This window comes from Roseibium sp., from assembly GCF_051016195.1.
Taxonomy (GTDB): domain Bacteria; phylum Pseudomonadota; class Alphaproteobacteria; order Rhizobiales; family Stappiaceae; genus Roseibium.
This window is the reverse complement of the sequence record NZ_CP134616.1, coordinates 5,464,598-5,489,723: the sequence shown is the minus strand read 5'-3', so window position 1 is coordinate 5,489,723 and position 25,126 is coordinate 5,464,598. Positions and strand designations below refer to the sequence as shown.

Below are 25,126 nucleotides of genomic sequence, written 5' to 3'. Positions count from 1 at the left end.
GATGAGCTCACAGGAAAAAAGCCCGGACGCCTTTAGAACGATAAGCGAAGTCGCAGAAGATCTGGACTTGCCTCAGCACGTGTTGCGCTTTTGGGAGACGCGATTTTCGCAGATCAAGCCGCTGAAGCGTGGAGGCGGACGCAGGTATTACCGGCCTGACGATGTCGAACTCCTGAAGGGCATTCGGCATCTCCTTTACGGCGAAGGCTACACCATCAAGGGTGTGCAACGCATTTTGAAGGAACAGGGCCAGCGCTTCGTGACGCAAATCTGGCGAGAAGACGCATCGCCACTGGCGACGATGGCCACCCAGTCTGAAGACACCCAGTCCTCCGCCGTCGCCGAGGCCGCTTCATTGCAGGAAGAACCGTTGCCGAGCGGTGTGCTGCCGGAAAACAGCGAAGAGACCGCGCCTCCGGCATCGGGCGGCATTAACTTCCTGAACAGGCTGAGAGGCGAAAAGCCAACGCCGGCAACGGTGTCGGGGTCTTCTGCAGTTTCCAAGGAAGACATCCGACGGCTGCAGGCAACCTTGTTTGAATTGCTGGAATGCAAGCGTACGCTGGATCAGGCCAGGTAGCGCGGACCACGGCCTAACCTGATCTGCCGTTGAACATCTTTCCGATGAAGCCACGCTTTTTCGTCGCAACGTCCCTGTCTTTCTGGGCGACCTGAGCTTCTTTCGCAAAATTTCGGAGCTCTGCCATCGACATGCGTTTGGGTTGGAGCTTTTGTGGCCTTGGCCGCTGCTCTATCTCGGTGTTTGCAGGCTCCGGCGCAGTGGTGCTCGCCAAAGCGGGTTCAGGCGCAGGTTCTGCCGCCACCGGTTCCGGCGCGTCCTCGACAGGTGTCGAAACGCCTTCAGGGGCGTTCGTGGCGGCCACTTCTTCTTCGGGGCAGGCCGTGTTGATTTCCGCCAGCCGCTGCAGAATCGCGGCGTCAACGGGATTGTCAGGATCCAGCTCGGCGTCTTCGTCGTCGAAATCCCGGAAGTCGGCTGTCGGCGACAGGCGAAGTTGTGCTTGAGCATCTGCCGGCAATTCCAGTGGTGCCGGGTCGGTATCTTCCGTCGCTTGCGCATCGGGCTCTTGTGCGCGCTCTGGCTCATCGTCATCTGTATGAGCCGGCTCGTCTTCATCAACAACCTGCAGCAGGATGCGGCCCGGCGCGTAGCCCTCAGACGGTTCCAGCTGGATCTGTATTCTTTCCTCGTCATGTCTGCCGAAAGACAGTCCGTCGGCTCCGACGCTGTCGGACTTGAGAGCCGTGCGAACGAAATCATAGACCTTTTCAACAAGATATTCCGGCGGCTGCGGACACGGTTTGATCTCGACATACCGTCCCAAAAGCCACTGGGCGCCGGCGGCAACAACACCGGTCAGCGTTTCACCGCTCTTCGGATCGTTCTCGGAAAAAAGGTGACAGTGCAAATAAAGGAGAAGTTCTTCTTTCGCGGCCGCCAGCCGTTTGAATGTATCCGGCTCTAGCAGAAAGGTGCTCGGGCCCCAAAAGACCGAAACGGCTTCCGTTTCCTCCAGGAGACGGGCCACGATCGCCTTGGCGAACGACATCGCCTCAAGCGCGCTTTCGGTGTCCTCGAAAACAGCCTGGTTGCCGGCACCAGCGGTCTTTGTGCTTCTCAGCTCGGTCACATTTCTGTCGGCAATGGGCTGAATGGACACATGCGTACAGGCTGTTACTGCATCGTCGATGCGTTGGTCGCCCTTGATGAAGTTCTCAAGTGAAAACGTATCCAGAGCGACCTGCAGGTAGTCGTCTTCGGCAAAGGGAATCGACTGCACAACGGAGACTTGCAGGTCCGCGAGATGCACAGTGACGTCGTGCTGCGATTCCGTCTCCTGCCGAATGCAGTCTTCGGCCTGCAGACCGACATCCGCGGCCGCTTCTGCAAGGACATGCATGATCCTGTCATCGCCCAGTGGCCGGAATTCTTGATGCAGGATCTGGCTGTCGACGCTTGAAAGAGGATGTATTTTCAACTCATTGACCGCAGACTTGTTTTGACGCCGCGCAAGAGTAAACAAAATCGGTGAACAAGGTCTTAGCAAAATTCGCAATCACGACGGTGCAAACCGCGCATCACTTCAATCCCATGCAACTGGCATAAAAGCTGGTCGTTGCGGGCCAGTCGGAAAAAATGCCTTCAACACCGACATCCTGCGCAAGCACGTGCATGACCTCCATCATGTCTCCGTCGCCCTCGATCGCATCCCCGACGGTCTGATAGTACCAGCCACCGCCCGAATTGAGCGGACCCGATCGCTCGAGTGTCCAGGTAATCAGTTTGAGTCCGGCAGCCCTGGCTGCCTCGGCATAGGGTGACGGCACGATCTTGCCGTTTTCCAGCGTGAGCAGAACGAAGAGAGGCGGTGCCAGGTAGTTGACACCCATCTCCTTCAATTCGGTCATGGAGGGGGAAAAGGTTGACGGGTCGAGGGGGTTGAGACCGCGCCGCCCATCAAGATAGACGGCCTGCTTTCCGAAGTCCGGTTCGTTTTCGATCCAGTAGAGAACATCTTCAAGATTGAAAGACTGAGCGAACACGTCCGCAGCCGGAATGCCGGCAGCCTTGTATTCATCAATCAGCTTTTGCGCATAGTCGGACTGTGAAAACCCGTCGAACGGCATGGTAACCTTGGGAGCCTTCAGTTCCGGAGTGAACTTGATACCAAGGTCCTTGAAGAGCGCGATCGACTCCGCATGGGTCATCAAGGTTCCCGTATGGCCGTAGAGTTCGGTCCGCCAATCGGCAGTCCCCTTCAGGTAATCTTCGACGTTTTGCGCGGCCTTGTCGGCGCTGTCCATCTTGCCGCGCAAGGTTCTGAACTCGGCAAGGGTGATGTCCGAAGTGCGGCACTCGGCGGACGCAGGCGTATCCCCTTGTGCCGGAACGAACGCCCCGGTGCATTTGCCTGCCAGATCGGTTGCCAGGATGTCTGTGGTCGTGTGCAGGTCACTCTGCGAATGGCGGCAGACAAGTTCCTTGTCTTTCGTGAAGGTGACATCGCATTCCAGGATCCCGGCTCCCATCAGGGCCCCTGCGCGATATCCTTCTTCCGTATGCTCGGGAAACTGCAGTGGTGCCCCGCGATGGGAGATCGAAAACAGGGTTTTCTGCACAGGCTGGCCGATACAGCTTTGAAGTTCTGTCTTCAGCTCGCCATCCGCCATCTGGCTGACGAGATAGGCAGGGCGGGGACCGATGGAAACCGTTTCTGCGACGCCCGATGACTGCATCCCTGCAATGGCGAGCCCGGCAAGACCGACGGAAGACGTTTGTTTGAGGAAACCGCTGATGCGGTTGTTCTGTCGAAGTTTCGCAGTCAAGGACATGGCAAGGTCTCTCATTTTCAGGTCTATCAGGACGCAGGCTGGCATGGCTCGCCCAAAACTGCGGGAAAACTCGGGAAAGGTGCTTGGTCTAGGTGATGGACTCATAAATGAGGCCGTAATGGTTTGAGGCGGCTTACTTCTCGTCAAGGCGCGGAAGCGCAGGAAATGTCCCTCATTTTCAAGCCTTTCGCAACGCCGAGGAGGAGCAAGCCGGTCAAATCCGAAGGACATGGAAATGGCGTCACCCCGTGGCGTCAGCGTGCTTGACCGGGCAAAAAGCCCGCTCCGCACACCCTTCCTAACGGGATTTCGCCATTTCGCATGCCATTTCAGTCTCATTTATGGGTCCATCACCTGGTGATTCTTCCATCGAATTTGGAGTGATTCAGGCCCTCTAACCGACAATCCCCGTTTGTAGGTTACCGTCTCTTCCACAAGTTCTACCGAATTGAAGCGTCTCAGCAAAGTCGAGAAAATTATGTCCATGTCCAGCCGAGCAAGGTGATTGCCGAGGCAGAAATGCGAACCGCGCCCGAACGCAATGTGCCAGTTCGGGGAGCGTCCGACATCGAACCGGTCAGCATCCGGAAACTGCTTCGGGTCCCGGTTCGCCGCGCCGTAAAGAACGCCGAACTTTGTCCCGCGCGGAAAACCCTGACCGCAGATTTCGACATCCTCCGTGCAGTATCGATGGAAGAACGGAAGCGGCGACTCATATCGGAACATCTCCTGAACCGCGGTTTTCATCAGCCCCGGTTCGTCACGCAGGCGCTGCATTTCGGCAGGAAACCTCAAGAGCGCATGCATCCCGCTGCCCAGAACATCGATTGTCGATCCGTGTCCGGCCATCAGGATCAGCATGGCAGTGGAAAACAACTCGTCATGGGACATATGCCCCTGCCTTTCGGCGTCGATCATGACGGAAAGGAGATCGTCCCTGGGCGCTTTCTCGCGGCTTGCCTTCAGGTCCAGAAGATAGTGGTAGAACTCGGTCGTGTTGCGCTCGGCAAGCGCCTTTCGCTCGTCGGAGCGGTCGATATCGAAGAACTGGACGATGTTTTCAGACCAGGTGCGGAGTTGCGGGCAATCCTCATCCGGCACACCGAGAATGCGGCCGATGATGTGTCCTGGAACATGTGCCGCAAGATCCTCCACGAAATCGATCTCGGATCTGTCCGCGAGTGCGTCGAACAGCGCATCGACGGTGGCCTGAATGCTGTCGTGCAGATTGTTGACCATCACAGGCGTGAACAGCTTGAACACCTGCTTTCGCAAACGGTCATGCACCGCGCCGTCGCTGTCGAGCAGGGAGAACTGGACGAAGCGGCTGTGATGCGGCATGTCGTGCCAGTTGCCGGCGCGTTTCTGGTCTGCAATCTCCTCCGGACCGGCAACATGATCGAGCGAGCGAACCATCTTGTCGTGCATGACGACTTCCGACACGTCGTCGAACCTCGCAGCCAGCCAGACATCGAAGTCTTCAAAATAGGTCAACCCGGGTTGCGCTCTCAAGGCAGCATAAAAAGGGTGCGGGTCCTTCGCGAACGCGTCGGAGAGGGGCTCGAATGCGGGAACCGGGGAGGGGCTCATTCTTGGCTCGCAGATCAGGAACACACGGATTGTCGGCGGTGATACATCGAATGCCGGAGATTTTGAAGGCTGTAGGAACGCGGTCCTCTCTTGATAGCCCGGCCGAGCGACAGAATTACAAGGGACAGCGTCGTTGCAAAGGGTTTTCAGTTGATATTTGGTGGCCCGCCACATTCAGAAGATTCGCTGCGCGAGTTGGTGAGTTCAAAGGCACCTTTGCGGAAGGTTATCCAATTGCGGTGATGGTCCGACAGACAATAATTAATCAATATCAGAAATAGATGCGTGTATCTGGCGCTGAATGGCGTGTACCGCCAGTTTAAAGCGTGCAGCAACGGAACTTATAGAGTATATTAGCGGTTGTGAAGGCTGCATCCGCCGTACTTTTGTGGCTGCCGTGAAGCAAGCTGCTGCCAATACGGGAAATAGCTAAAATTTTACTGGAATTTAACAGTCTTCATTTTCCAAATAAGTTCCAATTTATGGTAAATTCGCAGTTTTTTTCTAGTCAAAACAGCGAATAGGGAATAATACTGTGTCTGTGAGGTCCGGAACGATCCTGTTTCAGGATTAGAGTGGCTTCTGGTGTCGGCTCTCCACGGAACACCGTTAGGAATATCATCCTGTTCATTTCTTGCTGATCGCAATGATGCGGACCTGCGACTTTACGTAATTGGGGGGTTCCTTGGGACCTGAAGACGTTTCGATCTTGTTCAATGCGTATTCAGCATGCCGGGCCAGGCTCTACGGGCTTGGTTGCACGGCCCGTGTTCTGCGGGATTTCAGTGAAGTCATTCCGGCGCTTGAAAAATGCGGCAAGGATGTCACGCCGTTTTTCCAGACCAGGTTCTTTGACTTCAACGGTCACAACGGTTTCTGCCATGTGGCCTTTGCCGACGAGGAACCCGTCTCATTTTATTGCAGCCAGCTCTTCGACACCGGAGCAATGCAATACCTTGACTATCACAGGGTGCAACTGTCCCGGATTTACGGACCGGAGTACCCGGTCGACGAATCCTGGATATGCCCGCCGATGAAGGAAATCCAGGGCAAGGTCATTTATTCCGGCGATGCGCTCAATGTTTCAGGACACGGATCGGCCAGGTTGTCGCTGGAACGGTTGGCGCTTATCGCCAGAATGAACCTTTATCTCGGCCTGGCCACGTGGCACGACGCCAATGCATGTGTCGGCCTTGCAAGGGCGGACAGGGTGCGAAAGTCGCTTGGAGACATTTATGGTGCGTTTCACAGGTATCCATATGCAACGCGATGGCTCAAGCCGCCGGAGGACAGGAAGCAGGACGACATGTTCCTGTTCAACTGGCCGTCAGACGTTCTGTATCTTGCAAAAATAGATGCTCATGAAACTGTGCCGACGTCGGCAGGGTGAGGTTCACCAGGACCGGCTTCGGCGTACCGAGCCATAGCCGTTCGATCAGACGGTAATAGCTGACCGGAATGTTGGTGAGCGCGCCGGGAGGCGTCACCTCCATTTCGACGAGTTCGAAAACCCTGTCACCCTGTGCAGCTCTTGCGAACCCGCCGGCAACGGCCTGGTCGAATTTGGGGTCCTGGCTCCGGATGGCCGACGCGAAATCGCTGCCGAACTGCCCTTCCATGACTTCCTTGATGTAGCTGCTCTGGCCGACATATCCAATCTGCGGGATATGATCGCCATTGGCGGCAATCGATGTAAAAACCACGCGATGAAACTGTGGCATGTCCGGCCGGAAGGATCCGTCCGTTGCCCTGAGGAACGCTTCAAGCTCCTGTATGTGCTGACCCGCCAATCCTCTCATGTTCGCCGGATCGACGCTCTTGATATGCATTCAGTTTCCTCCGCGTGTCACCGGAAATTCGTCGGCCCGTGACAACTCAGAACGATCCGCTGGATGCCTTGTCGGCAATGCTCTTTTTATAGACCTTCACCGCAGCATTGGAAGCCGTGCGATGAAGTCACTCTTAATATAGCCATTTTCGATCAAGTTTGCATCAATATCGGATGGAGTTAAGAAAGCGAAGTCTGCGGCATCGTAACGTTATGGGAGGCCTTTAATTCCATTTTGGCCGCGCTGAAGCCGGAATTGCACGGGCCTGACGTTGATCGGTCTGATTCACCGGACAAAAAGACCACGGAAACCGGACGATTTTGTGCCGACCCGTTAGCGAGCGTCGACGACCTCGACATTGCGTGCATCGATCCCGTCGCGAAAGTCCGATTCATGCACTATCAGTTTGCCTTCGCCGTCGCCCTCCCTGGAAACGCGTATACCTGTATCGTCTCCGTCGTCGTTTCCTTCCGTCGTTGCCCTGTAGACATTGACCGTGACGGTTCCCTGGTCCGCCTCGTCAAACCGGAGACCATTCCCGCCGTTTTTCCAGGCGCCGACTTCGTACACAAATGCGGTCAGGTCGCCCGGGCCCGATTCTGACGTGCGAAAACCGTCATCCGTGTTGTGATCGGCAAACGACCTGACATGGGAGATGACGGCGTTGCCCGCGTCTTCCTCGTCCAGATCGACACCCTCGTCGAGATTCCCGGTGATTTCACTATCCGTCATAGTCATGACTAGATCGCCGTCACCTGCTTCATCGATGTCAATACCGTCATCGAGATCGATGGAGAATTCGTACTCTTCGACGGATCCTGACCCATAGAGCGAGACTTCGCGCTCAAAACACCGGTCGTCCGGTGAACCCGTCACGTTCGCCGGGAGGCCCGCTTCGTTCATCTCACCGTCATCGAATGCGCCGTCCGGTTCATCGGGAAGAAAGGTATGCAGGATTTTGGGGTCGCAATAATCGCCATTGTCCAGAAACCGGTTCTCGATCGTTCTGGCACAAACGCTTCCGGCATCGACCTCATCAAGCTCCACACCGTCCGCGCCTACCTTGCGGAAGACGGAATTGAACGAAGCGAACGCGATGTCTCCGTCGCCCCGTTCATCGATCCGGATCCCGTCGGCGTCGAATGCGCCGAGGCCGACCCTCTCGATACTGACATTCGTAAAACGCGCTTCGATGGAAGCCGGAGCACCATCGCCGCCACCGCCACTGCCGCCACCGCAATCGTCGGCGAGGTCGCAGTCCGACACGTGGATGCCGTGATAGGCGACACCGGAAACGGTGACCTTTTCGAGAACCAGACGCACGACCCCGGTCTGATCGTCTCTCACATCAACAAAAATCCCTTTTCCGCCGGAGCCCTCCCTGTCTCCCCGATTCTCGATGCTGAAGCCTCCGGGTCCTTTGAAATGGAGTTTCGAAACGGTGAGGTCAGCGCTCTCGGAGATTGCCAGGAGCGTCACATTTTCACGTGCATGAACCGTCTGACCGTTGCCGTAGATCTCAAGTGGCGCGCGCCCCGAGTAGACAAGAGATGTATCGATGTCGATTTCATCTCGCGTCACGACGAAGATCGATCTTGGCTGCCAGTCATTCGAAGCGGCCTCGAGCGCCGCGCGAAACGACCCTTCGCCGGAATCGGCACCTGACGTGACCAAGAGTGGCGAAGCGGAAGATGACGGCGATGCGGCGACCGTAAGCAAGATCGGCGCTAGTGCGGTGAATTTGAAGTTCGCATCATTGCTTCTGCAGACTCCGAAGCGAACTTCAAATTCGTAAACCGCACTCGAAACATAGACTGGCTAGTCACCTTCTTGAATCTGAAGTTCGTTCGAAGACCGCTGCAAAATGAGTCGAACTTCAGATTCAGGTGACTAGGGTTCTGCCAGCGTTGGACAACAGGCGTTCTTTCATTGTGGTCACGACGAAGGCTCCTTTTCCATGTCACCAACCTTATCCGGCGAATGCCGCTGAACAGACCGGGCTTGGCTTGGTCATGCATCGGCTGTCGCGGCGTCGGTTGAAACAGCCTACACCACAGTCCCTGGCAGCACTAACCTGCGTTGCTTTGACAATTCCGCGTTGCAGGCGATTCCATTGAGCGAAGCTTGCAGTTCACGCTTTTGGCAACTGGCGCATTAACCATAAAGCATAGAGAGACGCCGCGTAAGGTTGGCAGAGGTCTGAAACCCGTTGACACATCAGCCACTAAGCAGTTACGAAGCGACGGAAATGATAAAAACTTTAATCAAAAAAGAGATATTTTGATGCTTGGAAATATGCACGCTGCGATTGCGGCAGGGTTTTTGTTCGCGAGTTCGGTCTCCGTCACTGCGGCACCGATGTGGACCACGGTCGGATCCGGCGGCTTCGACAACGGTTATGCGTCATCCATTACGTATGACGTAAACGCAGCGCGCGGTAGCGCGAACGATCGCGGCAACGCACAAAATGCACTCGGTGCGGCCGACACTTCCTTTTTCGAAATTGGCTTTGGCAGCTACATTGATCTGACTTTCGGAACACTCTTCGACACGAGCGTGTCCGTTTTCGAAATCACGTTCGGAAATGTCTTGAGCTGGCCCGAGTCCGCCGGGATCTTCGTGGGTGATGGCATCGACTTTCAACTCATCGCGTCCATCGACAATACCGATGCGCAAGGCGGCGGGGTCTTTCCGATATCACTGGTCGGCACGTTCGACACGGTACGCATCAAGGATACGTCCCCGACCCGCGGCCTGTCGACTGGCGGTTTCGACGTCGACGCTGTGCGTGTGACACCTGTACCGCTGCCGGCTGCCTTGCCGCTTCTGGGAGCCGGGCTGGCGGTGCTTGGCTTTGTCGGCTGGAGGCGGCGCCAGGCTGCATAAGCCGGCGTTTCGGTCGAAAATTCGGACCCGCTCGGTCTTGTAAAGCCGGGCGGGTCTTTTCTTTGCGCGGTGGGTCGTCCGCTCTGGATGGAGATATGCGCACAGGGGCGATGTCCGGACCCGAATGCGCTGACATGGTCTCTGCGTAAAGCGGTTGCTAGGTTGGGATTTCCCTGTCGTCAGGCTTCAATTCGAAAACCTCGATAGCGTCATCGTAACCCTTGATATGAGCTTCGCCCGCCGAACGCACCGCAATGCGGCCTTCGACCCGTTTCGCGAGCTCTGCGCTGATCAGAATGCTGGTCTTCTTTTCCCGGTTGAGGCCTTCGAGCCTGGACGCAAAATTGACCGTATCTCCAAGGGCCGTGTAGTTCAGCCGGTCCGAGCTGCCGACATTGCCGACAATGGCCTCTCCGGCATGAAGGCCTATCCGGGTCCTGAGCGGCAGAATATCCTCGTCCGACCAGGAATCCGTTTCGGCCTTGCAGGCATCGATCACCGCAAGCGCGGCACGGCAGGCTTTCACCGGATGATCGTCAACAAGGTTCGGCGCATTCCAGAATGCCATGACGGCGTCACCGATAAACTTGTCGATCGTCGCTTCGTGCTCCAGAAGCGTCTGGGTGACGACTTCGAAATACCGCGACATCCGGTTCATGACCTCTTCAGGCGGGAGCTTCGACGACATGGCGGTGAAGTTCTCGATATCCATGAAGAGGACAGTCACGTCGCGCTTTTCGCCCCCGGGCTCGGGCGTCTCCTGCCGCTTGATCATCTGTTGAACCAGGGCCTTCGGCACATATCTGCCGAAGGTAACGAGCGAGGTGCGCATCTGGTCCAGGGCGGTTTCAAGCTGGAAGACTTCGTTGACGACGGACGATTGTGAAAACGGCTTGTCGAGATCGAAGTTCCGGATGCGCCGCGTTCCTTTCGCGAGCGTCTTGAGCGGACGCGACAGGGAGCGCGAGACAAGCCAGATGACGGGAATGCTGCACAGCGCGATGAGAATGGAAACAAGGATCGTTCGTTGCGATGCGCGGGTTATTTCTCCGATCACCTCGCGCGAGGGCATGGCGATCGCCAGGTTTTCACGTTCACCGGCGCCAAGCCCGATTGCGGATATATGCGTCATCCAGGGATGGCCGCTCACTTCGACGGTCTTGATCTTGTCGCGGTCCGGGTTGCGCACCTGTTCCTGCAGGGCGGAAAGGGCAGCGTAACGGTCATCACCCTCGGGATTGTCTTTCAGGGAGGAATGCGCGAGCAGTGTGCCTTCATGGCTGATGATCGCCAGAACGCCGGATTTCGCCTGGGGTTCGGAATCCAGAAACGAACTGAGGTCCGACAGGGTGATATCGACGCCGACCACGCCGCGCGCATGCCGTTTGCTGACTGTCAGGCCGGGTCTTTTTGAGCCGGTGAAGAGATAGACGTCCGTCCGCTCCACAAGCGGGCTGTCGATGGCCTGTTCGTACCAGGGCCGCTCCCGCGGATCGTAGGTGATCTCGTCTTCGTTTGAATTCGTGTGCAGCGTGACACTGTTCTCGTCCAGAAAGCGTTCGATCTGAACCGGACGGTCACGATCGCCCCGCAATATGATCTGCTCGCGGAAGACGGTGCCTTCCGGTGCGCCCATCTCCTGCAGCCGGGCTTCGGGCAGGGTGCGTGTGGCACCGACAAGGTAGTTGCTGCCGTCCTCGTAGCCGATATAGATGTTGGCGATCTGCGGCATCGCCGAAAGAAACGAAATCAGCCGTTTGCGCGCCGGATGGCCACTCGCCTTGGGTTCGACATTGACGTCGAGCCAGTCTCCCGAATACTGCGCGATGGCGTTGATCGGCTCGATCAGGGACGCCGTCTGCAGCCGCACGACTTCGGCGGACCGTTCCATGAGTTCCCGGCCGGCTGTCAGCGCAGAGGCCCGGTTGGCATAGTGGGTGTAGGAAATGATCGACGCCGCCAGCGCAAGGGCAATGCTCAAGGTGACCGTGAACAGGCTGACGGTTATGGAAAATCTTGAAAGTGGTTTCATCGCCCCCGATCACCGCCCCACGACGCACACCCGCGTCTGGCGAGCCCTGTCGAAGCTATTGGCCTGACAACACCTTTGCAAGGGCGGGACGGGGGATAAACGGCTCAAGCAACAGGAGATGTCATCTGTTTGCTGTTAGATGCCCGACCTGAGACATAGGTGACAAAGCGTTCCGGACACATAGGTAACACTTTCCTTTTTTCGGGAGGTGTCGATGCCGTGGATGGAAGTGTCCATTATGGAGGAACGTCTTCGGTTATCATAGAAGACTGAATGAATTCAGCAGCTTATCGCAGTCTACGATCTTCCATTCGCTCCTGCAAGACCAAAACATCTTCCTCTCACTTTGCACCTGTTGTGCCAACAGTGTGCCAAAGGTTAGAAAGCATACAACCTGTCCCCCCAATCGGTCGAAATTTGTCTATTCCAGGAGTAAAGATGGGTGGAGATGTTGCCACTCCGGGGGTAGGGAATATCGAATATTCCCCCGAATGAATTTCGGTGTCCAATACCGGCGAAATCCACAATATGCGACACATATGTGAAAATTGACGTAACGTTAACTATTTTCTTGCGTCGCGAAATTGCAACTGTTAGGGTTATTTCTAGTTGTGTTGTTCAATTGGGGGGGGGGGGCTCATTTAAATGACTTTTAGCTTAGATTATATGCAACAAACTTTTCGTCCGATTACAGGTGCCTTACTCGGAGCTCTGATTGCGGTTTCAAGCACCAGTGTCATGGCCAGCACCGTAAATGGTGGCTCGCTACTTTCCAGTTCAGATGCGGACCAGCTAGAAACATGGCTAGGTGTGGGCCCGCAAGACTTCACGAACATCTGGTCTGGCGGAATCGGTGCAACGGCTGCCAGTTTTCACGCTGCTGCTGACGACGCAGGGCCGACAATTTCGATTTACAGCATCACACATAATCAGCTCGGCAATATGAGGATAGGCGGTTACACCACACAAAGCTGGGGGTCTGATTTTGCGATCTACAAAAGTGACCCTGATGCATTTATTTTCAACCTGGATAGCGGAGAAATACAGAGACCAACCGGAGTTTATAACGATTTATATGCGATACTCGCTTACGAAGATTATTTTCCTACCTTTGGTGGCGGGCATGACTTATATGGAGGCCGGGTTACATTGGGTGGTAGCACCCCTTATTCTTATTCGTACACATATGATACTAGTCAAGGCCAGATTACTGTTGCCGGGGATAGCGGTGCCTACCAGGGCGACAGTGGGTACAGTTACTATGGTTGGAGTGTAAACTCGCTTGAGGTTTACACATTTCAGTCAGCTTCAACCGTCGTCCCACTCCCATCAGCCCTGCCTCTCCTTGCAGGTGCGCTCGGCATCGTTGGTTTCATGGGATGGCGCAGGAAGCGCTCTGTAGCTTAGGTCTCTCAAGAGTGCGAAGGTTTACGAGGCGGTCCTAAGGGGCCGTCTTTCTCTTTTGCCGTCGAGTGCTTGGGTCAGTCAAAAGTTGTAAGGAAATCACTTGTAGGGTGCCATCGCTTTCTTCCCGAAATCTGTTCACAGGGTTGCCGTATAGTGACATTCGTCCGAGTTCGTCAGCAACAAAACAACCTACATGTTTTTTGAAAATCACTCCCAGCGTCCGTTTACATGAATCCGATACCCTATCCACTCAAGCACTGTCGTGTTTGCCACCGTTCTTCACCTTGTCGTTCACGAAATCCCCTCTACGCTGAGGTTCATCTGACGTGAACTTGATACTATCCGTTGCACTTTCTGATAGAAGCCATGATTGAACCTGCTGTGCCAAGAGTGTGACAAGCAGCTTTGTCCAATCGGAATTCTATGATGCAGGAAGAGTAAAATAGACAATTTATTCAACTGTCTAGAATGGTCGGGCAGGCCGGATTTGAACCGACGACCCCTTCACCCCCAGTGAAGTGCGCTACCAGGCTGCGCTACTGCCCGAACGGGTTCTACCTATCTTGTTCGCTTTCCAAGCGCAAGCGGCTTGTTGGGGTCAGGTCCGGCTTTGTCCACCCGTCCCGTACCCTGCTGCGAAATCGGCGCGGGATCGGCGGGTCTCGAGCCTGTCGGCTGCAATCATCCCCCAGGCGAGGCCGTAGAGCATGTACATGTGCCGCCAGCGGTCGGTGTCGATGATCACCGACAGGATCAGGTGGGCGACGAAGACGGCGAAGACGCAATGAAGGAAACCGGTCCAGGGGCGGGACTTGAAAAGAAGCGGGACCATGGCCGCAAGGGTCCACAGCGCCAGCACGATATAAGTGACGCCGCCGAGCCAGCCATACGAGGTGAAGCTCTTGAGGTAGACATTGTGGGTGTCTTCCGGGAAGTAGTTCCTGAACCCGAGCGGCCCGAGGCCGAGCGGGTGTTCCATCACCAGCTGAAATCCGAGTGCGTAGCGGGCAAATCGGCCGAGCCGGGCGCTGTCATAATCCTGTACAAGGCGGGCCCGCTGTTCGAACATCTGGGAGACCGTATCGACCGAAAGCGCGGCTGCCAGAAGGGCAAAAACAGCCAACACGCCGGCAAATCCCAGCATGATCAAACGCAGTCTGCGCCGGTTGCTGCGCTCCGTGACCAGAGCAAGGAAATAGATGACCAGCGTGCCGGCAAAAAGAACGCCCCAGGCGCCCCGGGAAAAGCTCAGGAAAATGCCAAGCAGGAGCACCGTGAGCGGTATCAGCAAAAGGACGTTTTTCAGAACCGAGTCGCGCAGGAGCTTTTGAATGATCAGCAGCGTTGGAAGAACGAGAAACGGCCCGAAGACGTTCGGGTCCTTGAAGGTGCCGCGCGCCCGGTCATAAAGCGTGAAATAGTCTGCGCCCGGGAACAGCTGTAAATAGCCGGCAATGCCGATCAGGGACACCAGCACCGCACTCACCGTGTAGCCGTTCTGGATGATGCCGAACCGCTCGGGCTTTTCGGCCAGGATCGCGGCATAGAAGACGGCGGTGATCGCCAGAAACCCCGACACCGCCATATACATGGCTGCGTCGCCGAAATCCTTCGCGATCGGGATCGAGGCAATACCGCCGGTGATGTAGAGCATCAGGCAGATGATCAGCGGTCCGAACTCGCGGCGCAGCTTCAGCCCGCATGCCAGCCAGACCACCGTAAGCAGTGCCATGTAGAGTTCATAGGGCGCCGGTTCCTCGATCACGAAACCGGACAGGAACGCCGCGAGCCAAAGTGCGCCGTTGCCCAGGCTCTTGACCGGCAGGCCGATCGGCGCATGTTGTCCGAATGCGCCAGCATATCCGGCGGCCGCGCTCAATAAGCGTTCTCCGTATTGAGCAGGCGGAACGGTGTCAGCAACAGGATCTTCAGGTCAAACAGGATCGACCAGTTCTCGATGTAGTAGACATCGCATTCGACCCGTTTTTCGATTTTTTGCTGCGTATCGACTTCACCGCGCCACCCGTTGATCTGCGCCCAGCCGGTCACGCCCGGCTTGACCTTGTGACGGGCGAAGTACCCGTCGACCACATCGTCCCAGGTGGTGTTGTCGGTATGCGCGTTGACCGCGTGCGGCCGCGGGCCGACAAGCGACAATGTGCCTGCCAGGACGTTGAAGAGCTGCGGCAACTCGTCGATCGAGGTCTTCCTGATGAAACGGCCGACCCGCGTGACGCGTGGGTCGCCCTTTGTCACGACCTGTTTTGCATCGGGATCCGACATCTCGGAATACATGGACCGGAACTTCAGGATCTCGATGATCTCGTTGTTGAAGCCGTAGCGTTTCTGGCGGAACAGGATCGGCCCTTTGCTGTCCAGACGGATCGCGATCGCCGCCGCGACCATGAGCGGGAACAGCGCCACGATCGCCGCCGAAGCGAACACGAGATCAAAGATGCGCTTGCCGACCATGTCCCAGTTGGCAATCGGTTTTTCAACCACATCGACAAAGGGCACCGTGCCGATGAACGACGTGCCGCGATTGCGAAAGCGCACCTTGTCCGTGTGTGCCGACAGGCGGATGTCGACGGGCAGGATCCAGAGCTTCTTGAGCAGCTGCAAAACGCGCTTTTCTGCGCGCAAGGGAATACAGACGATCAGCATGTCGATCCGGGCGAGACGGGCAAACTCGACAAGGGCGCTGATATTTCCGAGTTTCGGATATCCGGCGACAACCGGGGGAGACCGGTCGTTGGCGCGGTCATCGAAAATTCCGCAGATCCGGATGTCGTTGTCTGGCTGGGCCTCGATCTCGTGGATCAGTTCCGCCGCTGCCGTTCCCCCGCCGACGATGATCGCGCGGCGTTCGAGCCGTCCCCGGGTCATCCAGTGGCGGACAAGGGAATAGACGACAAAGCGCGACAGGCACAGCCCCGTCAGCCCCAGCGCGAACCAGGCGCCGATCCAGGGGTCGGGCAAACCTGTGCCGATCCCGGTGGTTGAACGCAGCAGCGCAAACATCGCGAACACGAGTGTCCACCCGGCCGCAACGCGTCCGAGTTGAGACAGTCCCTGCCGCATCACCGAAACCTGGTAGACATCGGCGGCCTGGAAGAAAGCGAGGGTGAAAAGAACGGCGGCGATTGTGGAAAAGACACCGGACCAGCCGACCGAGAGTTCGCCGCCGCCCGCAAAGCCGGCCACTGCCGCACTTGCCATGATCAGCACGACATCGGTCAGCCTGACGAGACCGGTCAGGACGGGAACGGAGATCCCTTTTCCGCCGAGGCTCTGGGCAAGCTGCAGCGCGGCGACGGAAAGGCCGTTCTCACCTTTGGGCAGGCCGTGAAAGTTCTGCGGCCCGATCGCGTCGTTGACGCTGTGCCTGAACTGCTTTTCCAGGTTCTGCCGCAGATCGATACCGGCATTGTTCTCCGCTTCCCGGGTGTCGATCTCGGAGCGTTTGAAGGCTGGATTGCTCATTATCGGTTGCTCGATCTGGCATAAACGGATTGAGGCCTTGCGCGCGCCGCGACAGCGTCATTCGCACCTGAAACAGATACGTCCTGAGGTTTGAGGCCCTTGAGCTCCTGATAGAGCGTTGTGATCCGGTCGCTCATGAGCTCAACGGAGAAGGTCTCTGCGAGGCAGTTTCGAAGCTCCCTGGCATCGGCGGCCATTCTCTCTGGTTCCGACAAGGCGTTCTCCATCGCGACCGTGAGCTTGCCGATATGTCCGGGTTCGATCAGACGGTCGGCATATTTTCCGAAAACCTCCGGAATGCCGCCCACACGCGTTGCGATCAGGGGGCGTTGCGCGGCCACGGTTTCCAGAATGATATAGGGCATGGCTTCCGCGCGTGAAGGTACCACGACGGTTCTCGCGAGCTGGAAGGCCGCAGATGCGGGCAGGGCGCCGTGAAACGTGATGGACTTCTCCAAACCGAGCGAGGACACCAGTTTCCGGTAACGTTCCTCGTCCGGTCCCTCGCCGACGATATGGGCGCTGGGCGCCGTACCGGTTTTCAGGCGGATGTTGTAAAGGGCCTCGATGAAGAGATCGGGTCCCTTGAGATCACGCAGCATGCCGATATAGAGAAAGTCTCCCGCATCCGCGCCAACCGGGACCGGAGTGAATTCTGCGGGCGTCAGACCGTTATAGACCATGCGCGTCTTGGCTTTCGGCAGGCCGACCTTGCTTTCATACGCCGCCGCTTCGTAATCGGACACGAAGACGATCCCGTCGGTCAGGCGGCCGAGGAGATTTTCCAGGGTGTGATAGACACGGCCCTCGAACCGGTTCGGGTCGTAATGGAGGCTGCCGCCGTGCGGGCAATAGACGCGTGCAACCTTGTTGCCGCGCAGCCGCAACACCGTGCCGATCAGCCGGGCGTAGGCTCCGCCCTTCGCGCCGTGCCCGTGTAAGACGTCGGGTCGAAGATCGCGCACATGCCTGTAAAGGGCCAGTGCCGCGGACATGTCCTGGATTGTGAGCTGCCGCTGCATTGGAAAGCGAGCCAGGCCGAGTGAAAGTCTTGGCCGGATCTCTTCCACGAGCCTGTTGTCGAATTCGCTGCCCGTACTGCTGTCACAGATCACGCCGACATCGTGTCCGGCTTCCGACTGCGCGGTTGCCAAATCGCGTATATGACGGAAAATTCCGCCAATAGGCGAACGGACACAATGCACGATCCGCATTGGGGTCGTTGTCATGGTGCAGTTTCCCTGTTCTTACCCCCGGGTTTCTTTTTGAACCCGTAAGGTATTGAGGCTGCACCGTATCAAACGGAGATGAGTCCACAGTTAATGGGGGGAGCTTTAGAAATAGCGTTCCCGAACGTAAATGGTGTCTCCGGGGCGGATCGGGTCCGAAATGGGAACACGTCCGTTTAGAATTTCACCATTAAGCTGCCGGGTGATATCCACATTGGTTTGCTGCGCTCTTGAGCTGAAACCGCCCGCCGTTGCAATTGCATTCTGTACGGTCATGCCGGCCACGTAGTTGTACTGGCCTGCGTTTTGCACCTCTCCCATGATGAAGATCGGGCGATAGGTGTCGACCTCCACGGATACGTCCGGATTGCGGATGTATCCCTGCCTCAGTTTGGCGGCGATTTCGGACGCGAGTCCCTGCTGGGTTTTCCCTCTGGCGGCAACGCTTCCGACAAGCGGAAACGAAATATATCCAGCCTGATCAACGACATAGGTATTTGAAAGGTCGTCCTGACCAAACACGATGATGCGCAGCCTGTCGCTGGAATCCAGGCGATAGGGCTGTGTCAGCGTTTCATGAAACGCCGTTGGCGGCTGTCTGTATCCACTGCACGCGGCAAGGCCCAGGCACAAGGCCAGAACAACAAGCGCTCTCGTTCGCATCAGCGACTCTCCTACAATTCCGGGACAGCATCGCGTGTTATGGTTAATTGAGCGTGAAGAGCGTTCCGCACGGGTCTTGTCAAAACAACCGGGTCCGACGCAAAGATTAACGCCGGCGAACATGCAATTGCAGAAAGCTTAACCGATCGCTTACCCTAATTCGCGATAGTTTGCCGGAATGTGGAGACAAAACCCAATGAATGCTGATCGGCAGACACATCCCGAAGACGACATGGCGCTTGATCTTGGCGGATTGTTGCGTGCGATCGGCCGCGCTTTGGGATGGCTTTTGCCCTTGACGCTTCTCGTGGCGGCTGCCGTTTTCGTCGGATTGCAGTTTGTCGCTCCCAAGTACAAGAGCGAAGCCAGGGTCCTGATCGAGAGCACCGACAACAAGTTTCCCGGTGCATCGCGCGGCATTGAAGAGGAGCGGGCGCTTCTGGACGCAGAAGGTGTCGCCAGCCAGGTCCAGTTGCTCATGTCCGCGGATCTCGCCCGCAGGGTTGCCTCCAAGCTGAACCTCGCAGCGATTCCCGAATTCGACGCCAGGGGAGACGGATCTCTTGTCGGTGATCTTCTGACTGCCATCGGATTGAAAAGCGACTCGTCCGGCAACAGCGCGGAGGAGCGGGTTCTCAAGCACTTTTATGAAAACCTCGACATCTACCAGCTCGAGGGCTCGCGGGTCATCGCAGTGGATTATTCCGCGCAAAATCCCGTCCTCGCAGCCAAGATCGCCAACACCATTCTGGACGAATATCTTTCGTTGCAATCAAGCGCCAAGCGCGAAACCACGGAGCTGGCGTCTGCCGCGCTGGAGCCGCAGATCATCGAACTGCGCAAGGAGGTTCAGGCAGCACGCCAGGCGGTCGCGGATTTCAGGGCGCGTGCGGATCTTCTGATCGGTGCCGACAACATCCCTTTGAACCAGCAGCAACTGGCTGAAACCAGCAGTGACTATTCGGCAGCGCAGGCCACGAAGGCTGAGGTTCAGGCGAAAGCGAATCTGCTGAGAGAGCTGCTGAATTCCGGGGGATCGCTTGAAACGGCGAGCGACGTGCTCAACTCGACCCTGATCCAGAGGCTGCGGGAACGGCAGGTCGAGATCCAGTCGAATATTGCCGAATTGTCGATCACGCTTTTGCCGAATCATCCTCAGCTTCGATCCCTGGAGTCTCAGCTCGCCGACTATGACCGGCAGATTCGCTCGGAGGCCGGCAAGATCCTTCAGGGCCTGGAGAATGACGCCAAGGTTGCCAACCAGCAGGCGCTCGCCCTGGAAGCACGGCTGGAGGAACTGAAAAAGGCAGCGGCCCGGAGCAATGCCGACCAGGCACGGCTCAGCGAACTGGAGCGGGAAGCGAACGCCAAGGCCGCCCAGCTTGACCAACTCATGCTCAGCTTCCAGGAAGCCGACTCCCGGCTGCGTGCACAGGTGCTGCCGGCCGATGCACGCATCATTTCGCGGGCTAGCGTTCCCGTGGAGCCTTATTCGCCCAAGATCATTGCGACCACGATCATCGCCGCCCTCGTGACCTTCATACTGGGCTGCGCCCTTGTGCTGATGCGCGCCTTTCTCTCGGGGGAAGCACTTTACAGAGTCAATGCCTCCGGTGCCCCGGTATCGCGGCAAATGCACGGCCAGCCGGATCGGCGGGCGCCCGCCATGGAACCTGCGACGAACGGGCAGTTCATGAGTGCGAACCTTTCCGCGCGCGATCCATTGGGGTGGTCGCCGGGATATGGTGTTGGCTCGGCAAGTTATGACCTTTCTCCGGAAGTGCGGCGTGAAGACCGGAGCGAACAGGTGCCGGGATCAGATCGTGTCGTTGAGCTTGCAGATGTTCCGCCGTCACCTCTTCGGACACGTACGCGCCACCAGGGCGAACCGGTCGATGCGAGGAGTGACTACGATCAGGACGTGTCGCCTGACTGGCTGGAAAATCTTCGTGGCAAAGAAGACGAGCCTTCGCAAAGGGATGAGCCCAGGCGAGCGATTGACAAGGAAACCGCTCTGGAATCGCTGGCAGACAAGACACCAAGCATCCCCTGGAAAAAGCAGCCCAAGGCTTCTTTTTCAAAGGATATCGATGTCACCGGACGGATCGTCGTATTGAGCGTTGACGATGAGAGCCTGTCGCACGACCTTGCCTTTGATCTTGTGCGCAAGGCGGCAGGCAACGGGGTGTCTTCCCTGGTTGTCGAAGTCTTCCCCGATCAGGCCGACAACCGGGCCGCGGAAGGGTTCTCGGATGTCGTGTCCGGCCGAATGCCTTTTGCAAAGGTGGTTTATCGGGACGCGGTGTCGAAGGCGCATATCATCGAATCCGGCCGTTTCGCCATCACCGACGACATGGTCAGCTCCGATCGCTTCAGGCTCGCCCTTGATGCGATCAAGTCGACCTACGAGGTGGTTGTCGTCGATCTCGGCGCGATTGACGGGTCGCTTGCAAGTGCCAGAATGCTGAGCTTTGCAGACCGCGTGTTCATTGCCGCCAGCGCACCGGACCACGGTCATGAGCTGCAAAGCGCTGCCAATCTTCTGGCGCACAACACGGGTGCCAGGGTGGAAGTCCTGATTGCAGGGGACATGAGCCCGGACCCCCGCCGCAACGGTGACGGTCACGCCGCATGAGTGGGGTGCCGCTCTGACATTGCGTGCCATCGGCAAGACAGCCCACGCCTGCGGCGCGATGCGTTGAGGTCAAGGCAGGCAGGAAGCCGGCCGGTTTCCCGGGAACTTACGATCCCCCACTGGTCGATTTCCAGCGTCGCATCTGCCGCACCAGCGGCCACAGGACTTCTGAGTTCCGAACTGCCGATTTCGCCTGCATTCGAAGGGCTTCCAGGCTCTTTTTGACATTGCCCTTTAAGGATACGGCCAGTCGGCTGTCCTTGAGAGACACCGGTTCGGCCCAGGACGTCTTGTACCGCTCTTCACCCAGTCCGAGGTCGAGTTCCGTCGTCTTCGGGTCGGCACATGCGTGCTCGATGATTTCCTTTATCAATACGAGGCCGGGGCTGTTGGGCAACAACTCGTCATGTGCCACGCTGTTGCTGTAGGCGTGTATCGTGCCGCCGTCCTTTGCACACAGGTATGTTGACCGGATTTTTCCGTCGGCCTCCAGGAACCAGAGATCCAGTTCCTCGTGGGCGGGCTCGGCAATCGTCAAGCCGAGGAGTCTTTCCAGGAACTGACGCGCAGCGTCCTTGGCAAATACGTTCGGGATTCCGGCCTCTTGCGCACGTTTTGACCTTTGCTCGATGAAGGCTTCAAATCCTTTGCGACGGTCGATTTCGGTTTCCGCCCTGACCACACGGTAACCGTTGACCGATTGCAGGTGCCTTTGCTTGCGCACCAGGTTCTTGCGCGACGATTTGCTGTGCGTCTCACGAAAGAGCGCGTCGAAGTCGTCGGGAAGGCGGCGCGAGAAGATGGGGCTTGGGCTCGATGTCGCATCCGCGAGGACAAGCGGATGCGGTCGCCCGTGCCACGTTTCCGGGACGTTTTGCAGAAGCAGCAGATCGGCTTGCGCGTCTTCGCAGATTTGCGAAAGGATTTCCGAAATCTGCTTTTCCGTCACGGCCAGGTAGAAATCGCGGTCCCAGATTGCCGTGTTCTGATTGCCGTTCTGATGTCCGAGGAAAGACAACGTACTCGTGCCTGCCGCGGTTTGAAGTCCGAGTGGAAGAACAACAACAGGTTTTTCTTTCTCCATCACGGTCACGATTACAGGCGTGACACCCAGTTCCTTGCCGATCGTTTCGCTCCAGGCGGAGAGCCAGCCGGGTGACTGATAAGGATTGCTGAAAGCACCGGCCGCCATCTCTTGCCAGCTTGATGCCGAAGCTTGAATGTCGTCCGACAGAACGATCTGCAGATCAGGAGATTGCCGCGCGAATTTGCCTTCAGCTTCAGAGCTTGAGTTGGTCGCATTTGCCGCTGACATACAGGTAATCCAATTTAAACGAACATTGACGAAAGCTTTGGGTTGTGCTGGTCGACACGTCTCAGGCTCGGTAGACTTAACAACAATTGTTAAAGAATACGTGCCTTAATGGCGCTTAATTCATGAATGGGCACCGCCGCCATATGGGCATTCGTCAAAAAGCTGTTTCACGTGCATTCCGGGTCCTGAAGGGGTCTGGCCTCGGGCGTGCGATGGCGCCGCTGACCCAGGGGTGCGGAGCCGTTTTCATGATGCACCACGTTCGCCCGGCACGGGACGAGGATTTTCAGCCAAACGCCCATCTGGAAATCACGCCGGAGTTTCTCCGTCTCGCGGTCGAACGGATCCGTGCAAACGGCTATGAAATCATATCGCTGGACGAGGCGGTTGATCTTCTGAAATCGGGCTACGGTCACCATCGTTATGCCGTTCTCACCTTCGACGACGGCTACAGGGACAATCTCAAGGTCGCCTATCCGGTGTTGAAGGAGCTGCAGGCACCGTTTACGGTCTTTGTCACCACCGGGCTGGTCGAGCGCACCAGCGAACTCTGGTGGCTGGCGCTTGAACGGATTATTGCGGCGAACGAGTCGGTTGAATTCACCCGGGCGGGCGAGCAAAGCGGTCTGCCATGTGCCTCGACGGCAGAAAAAAATGCCTGCTTCGACCGGATTGTAGACTATCTGACGCTTGAAATCGGGGAACTGGACCAGCGGAAGATCATTCGGGCGCTTGCCGGGAAATACAACCTCGATCTTGTGGACCTTGCGGACGAGCAGATGATGACCTGGGACGAGGTTCGTGAGCTGGCCGGCGATCCCCTCGTCACCATCGGGGCGCATACGCATGACCACTTCGCGCTTGCGCGGCTCGACAGCTCATCGGCGCGTGCCGATGTCACCAAGGGTGTCGGGATTCTGGAGAAGGAACTCGGCCGAAGGCCCAAGCATTTTGCCTATCCATATGGCAAGTCTCACGCGGTCAGCCTGCGCGATGCCGAATTACTGCGGGATATCGGATTTTCGTCTTCGGTGACCACGTTGCCGGGGGTATTGCAGTCAGTGAATGCACGCGATCCCATGATGTTGCCGCGCGTCTCGCTGAACGGGCGCTTCCAGGATCCGGCTGTTGTTGATCAGTACCTGACAGGCGCCCCTTTTGCGCTTTATCGGGCAGCCCGCTGGGCCGCGTCCGGATTTGGGGTCAGGTCCGGGTTTTCCCGCCTTTTTCCATCCACCAGATAATGGCGCCTGCCGGGATCACCCATAAAAGGCCGGCAATCGCAAAGTAGATAAAGCGGACAAGGTTCGAGGCCTGCTGAAGTTTCAGGTCCCCGATCACCATCGCTGCGAACGCGTAGACGATCACGAAAGTAACAAGAAAGACCATGCCAACAAATTTACGAAACGAGGGAACCATCGTCGGGTGTGTCCGTTTTAGCGACTGATCGGCGCGGAATTCGAGACTGATTGACGCAAAATGTCTCAGTCCGCTTGCCGTTGTGTCATTGCACCTATATCTCCGCACACCAAAGGTCAAATCGGCGATGCAAATAACCGGGACGGTTTTATGAACGTGATTGCAAACGGCGAGGGCGTGGCCAGCGTCCATATTCCGCCCGCAAAGCTGGAACGGATCAGACGTAGCCGGACAATGATCCGCTGGTGGCTTTATTTTGTGTGCCTGCTCATCCTGGCGATGGTGGTGGTTGGCGGCGCGACACGATTGACCGAATCCGGGCTCTCCATCACCGAGTGGAAGCCGATACATGGCGTCATCCCGCCGTTGAGCGAAGCGGAGTGGGAAGAAGAGCTCGAAAAATACCGCCAGATTCCCGAATACCAGCTCATCAACAAGGGCATGAGCTTGGAAGAGTTCAAGTTCATCTTCTGGTGGGAGTGGGGGCACAGGATGCTCGGCCGCGTCATCGGGGTTGCTTTCTTCGTGCCCATGGTGGCGTTCTGGGTTGCCGGCCGTGTCGAACCATGGCTGAAGCCACGGCTCTTGCTCGGGCTCGCGCTCGGAGGCCTTCAGGGCTTCGTCGGCTGGTGGATGGTTGCGTCCGGGCTCGTGGACCGTGTCGACGTCAGCCAGTACCGGCTTGCAACTCACCTGACGCTCGCCCTGGTCATATTCGCTTATCTCTTCTGGATCGCCCGGCGACTGACGCCCCTTGAAGACCCGTTACCGGAAGAAAAAGACAGGTTGACCGGCTTGAGCACGGTCGTTCTTGCCATTGTATTTGTGCAGATGTTCCTGGGCGGCCTCGTCGCCGGACTGAACGCGGGGATGACTTTCAATACCTGGCCCCTGATGGATGGCCAGTTCATCCCTGACGGCCTGTTGCTGCTTCAGCCGGTGTGGCTGAACTTTTTCGAAAATGTTCTGACCGTGCAGTTCCAGCACAGGATGACGGCCTATCTTCTGATTGGGTTGGCACTGATCCTGACGTGGTCAACATTCCGGGTGAGCGGGCGCAGTTCCCTGCGCCGCGCCGGCGCGCATGTGGGGGGCTTTGTCGTGCTGCAGGCGGTCTTTGGTATCCTGACGCTGATTTGGCAGGTTCCGTTGTCGATGGCACTCGTTCACCAGGGCTTTGCCGTCTTTGTCCTCGCCGCCTCGGTGGATCACCTCGCGGTTCTGAAAGGCACCTATCCGGTCAGAGCCTAGCGATCAGAACTCGAAATAAGCCGCACAAGACCG

The 25,126-nt window shown here is 57.2% G+C and carries 19 protein-coding genes and 1 tRNA gene; 7 read left to right on the top strand and 13 right to left on the bottom strand.

Annotation, left to right across the window (positions count from 1 at the left end):
- The first annotated feature begins 1 nt into the window (after position 1).
- On the top strand, positions 2–580 hold the full coding sequence (locus RDA78_RS24970) for a MerR family transcriptional regulator (protein ID WP_434052464.1): 579 nt from the start codon (positions 2–4) through the stop codon (positions 578–580).
- Between the two features lie 13 nt (positions 581–593).
- Here the strand turns inward: RDA78_RS24970 and RDA78_RS24965 are convergent, their stop codons facing one another.
- The 3 genes from RDA78_RS24965 to RDA78_RS24955 all read right to left on the bottom strand — a co-directional run bounded on the left by RDA78_RS24965 (position 594) and on the right by RDA78_RS24955 (position 4,944).
- Positions 594–2,000, bottom strand: a complete 1,407-nt coding sequence (locus RDA78_RS24965) for a hypothetical protein (protein WP_434052463.1) — start codon at positions 1,998–2,000, stop codon at positions 594–596.
- A 100-nt stretch (positions 2,001–2,100) separates the two neighbouring features.
- Entirely contained in the window at positions 2,101–3,258 is a 1,158-nt protein-coding gene (locus RDA78_RS24960; protein ID WP_434056206.1) for a glycerophosphodiester phosphodiesterase family protein, read from the bottom strand.
- A 435-nt stretch (positions 3,259–3,693) separates the two neighbouring features.
- Entirely contained in the window at positions 3,694–4,944 is a 1,251-nt protein-coding gene (locus RDA78_RS24955; RefSeq protein WP_434052462.1) for a cytochrome P450, read from the bottom strand.
- A 685-nt stretch (positions 4,945–5,629) separates the two neighbouring features.
- Here RDA78_RS24955 and RDA78_RS24950 point away from each other — a divergent pair.
- A complete protein-coding gene (locus RDA78_RS24950) occupies positions 5,630–6,334 on the top strand; it encodes a hypothetical protein (protein ID WP_434052461.1) in 705 nt (234 codons plus the stop codon).
- Here the strand turns inward: RDA78_RS24950 and RDA78_RS24945 are convergent.
- Positions 6,261–6,773: a hypothetical protein gene (locus RDA78_RS24945; protein ID WP_434052460.1), complete on the bottom strand. Its 513-nt coding sequence runs from the start codon at positions 6,771–6,773 to the stop codon at positions 6,261–6,263. The genes RDA78_RS24950 and RDA78_RS24945 overlap by 74 nt on opposite strands.
- A 333-nt stretch (positions 6,774–7,106) precedes the next feature.
- Positions 7,107–8,492: a hypothetical protein gene (locus RDA78_RS24940; protein ID WP_434052459.1), complete on the bottom strand. Its 1,386-nt coding sequence runs from the start codon at positions 8,490–8,492 to the stop codon at positions 7,107–7,109.
- 564 nt (positions 8,493–9,056) lie between these two features.
- Between RDA78_RS24940 and RDA78_RS24935 the strand changes: the two genes are divergently transcribed.
- The gene (locus tag RDA78_RS24935; RefSeq protein WP_434052458.1) at positions 9,057–9,659 is read left to right on the top strand and encodes a VPLPA-CTERM sorting domain-containing protein; all 603 of its coding nucleotides are present in this window, start codon (positions 9,057–9,059) and stop codon (positions 9,657–9,659) included.
- A gap of 157 nt (positions 9,660–9,816) precedes the next feature.
- Here the strand turns inward: RDA78_RS24935 and RDA78_RS24930 are convergent, their stop codons facing one another.
- Positions 9,817–11,691 carry an adenylate/guanylate cyclase domain-containing protein gene (locus RDA78_RS24930; protein WP_434052457.1) on the bottom strand — a complete coding sequence of 625 codons (1,875 nt, stop codon included), beginning with the start codon at positions 11,689–11,691 and terminating at the stop codon, positions 9,817–9,819.
- 645 nt (positions 11,692–12,336) lie between these two features.
- On the opposite strand from RDA78_RS24930, the gene RDA78_RS24925 reads away from it, so the two are divergent.
- The gene (locus tag RDA78_RS24925; RefSeq protein WP_434052456.1) at positions 12,337–13,098 is read left to right on the top strand and encodes a PEP_CTERM-anchored TLD domain-containing protein; all 762 of its coding nucleotides are present in this window, start codon (positions 12,337–12,339) and stop codon (positions 13,096–13,098) included.
- Between the two features lie 469 nt (positions 13,099–13,567).
- Here RDA78_RS24925 and RDA78_RS24920 read toward each other — a convergent pair.
- From RDA78_RS24920 to RDA78_RS24900, 5 genes are all read right to left on the bottom strand, one after another.
- Positions 13,568–13,644, bottom strand: a tRNA-Pro gene (locus RDA78_RS24920).
- 52 nt (positions 13,645–13,696) lie between these two features.
- Positions 13,697–14,977 carry an O-antigen ligase family protein gene (locus tag RDA78_RS24915; protein ID WP_434052455.1) on the bottom strand — a complete coding sequence of 427 codons (1,281 nt, stop codon included), beginning with the start codon at positions 14,975–14,977 and terminating at the stop codon, positions 13,697–13,699.
- On the bottom strand, positions 14,974–16,581 hold the full coding sequence (locus RDA78_RS24910) for an undecaprenyl-phosphate glucose phosphotransferase (RefSeq protein ID WP_434052454.1): 1,608 nt from the start codon (positions 16,579–16,581) through the stop codon (positions 14,974–14,976). The genes RDA78_RS24915 and RDA78_RS24910 overlap by 4 nt, the downstream gene beginning before the upstream one ends.
- On the bottom strand, positions 16,581–17,810 hold the full coding sequence (locus RDA78_RS24905; RefSeq protein WP_434052453.1) for a glycosyltransferase: 1,230 nt from the start codon (positions 17,808–17,810) through the stop codon (positions 16,581–16,583). The genes RDA78_RS24910 and RDA78_RS24905 overlap by 1 nt, the downstream gene beginning before the upstream one ends.
- Positions 17,811–17,915: 105 nt before the next feature.
- Positions 17,916–18,473 (bottom strand): polysaccharide biosynthesis/export family protein, encoded by a 558-nt coding sequence (locus RDA78_RS24900; RefSeq protein ID WP_434052452.1) that lies wholly within the window; start codon positions 18,471–18,473, stop codon positions 17,916–17,918.
- Positions 18,474–18,669: 196 nt separating this feature from the next.
- On the opposite strand from RDA78_RS24900, the gene RDA78_RS24895 reads away from it, so the two are divergent.
- Positions 18,670–21,108: a Wzz/FepE/Etk N-terminal domain-containing protein gene (locus RDA78_RS24895; RefSeq protein ID WP_434052451.1), complete on the top strand. Its 2,439-nt coding sequence runs from the start codon at positions 18,670–18,672 to the stop codon at positions 21,106–21,108.
- A 106-nt stretch (positions 21,109–21,214) separates the two neighbouring features.
- Here the strand turns inward: RDA78_RS24895 and RDA78_RS24890 are convergent, their stop codons facing one another.
- Positions 21,215–22,423: a GNAT family N-acetyltransferase gene (locus RDA78_RS24890; RefSeq protein ID WP_434052450.1), complete on the bottom strand. Its 1,209-nt coding sequence runs from the start codon at positions 22,421–22,423 to the stop codon at positions 21,215–21,217.
- A gap of 248 nt (positions 22,424–22,671) precedes the next feature.
- Between RDA78_RS24890 and RDA78_RS24885 the strand changes: the two genes are divergently transcribed.
- The gene (locus RDA78_RS24885) at positions 22,672–23,667 is read left to right on the top strand and encodes a polysaccharide deacetylase family protein (protein WP_434052449.1); all 996 of its coding nucleotides are present in this window, start codon (positions 22,672–22,674) and stop codon (positions 23,665–23,667) included.
- On the opposite strand, the gene RDA78_RS24880 is transcribed toward RDA78_RS24885, so the two are convergent.
- Positions 23,627–23,812, bottom strand: a complete 186-nt coding sequence (locus RDA78_RS24880) for a DUF2842 domain-containing protein (protein ID WP_434052448.1) — start codon at positions 23,810–23,812, stop codon at positions 23,627–23,629. The genes RDA78_RS24885 and RDA78_RS24880 overlap by 41 nt on opposite strands.
- A 180-nt stretch (positions 23,813–23,992) precedes the next feature.
- Between RDA78_RS24880 and RDA78_RS24875 the strand changes: the two genes are divergently transcribed.
- A complete protein-coding gene (locus RDA78_RS24875) occupies positions 23,993–25,093 on the top strand; it encodes a COX15/CtaA family protein (RefSeq protein ID WP_434052447.1) in 1,101 nt (366 codons plus the stop codon).
- The last annotated feature ends 33 nt before the right edge of the window (positions 25,094–25,126 follow it).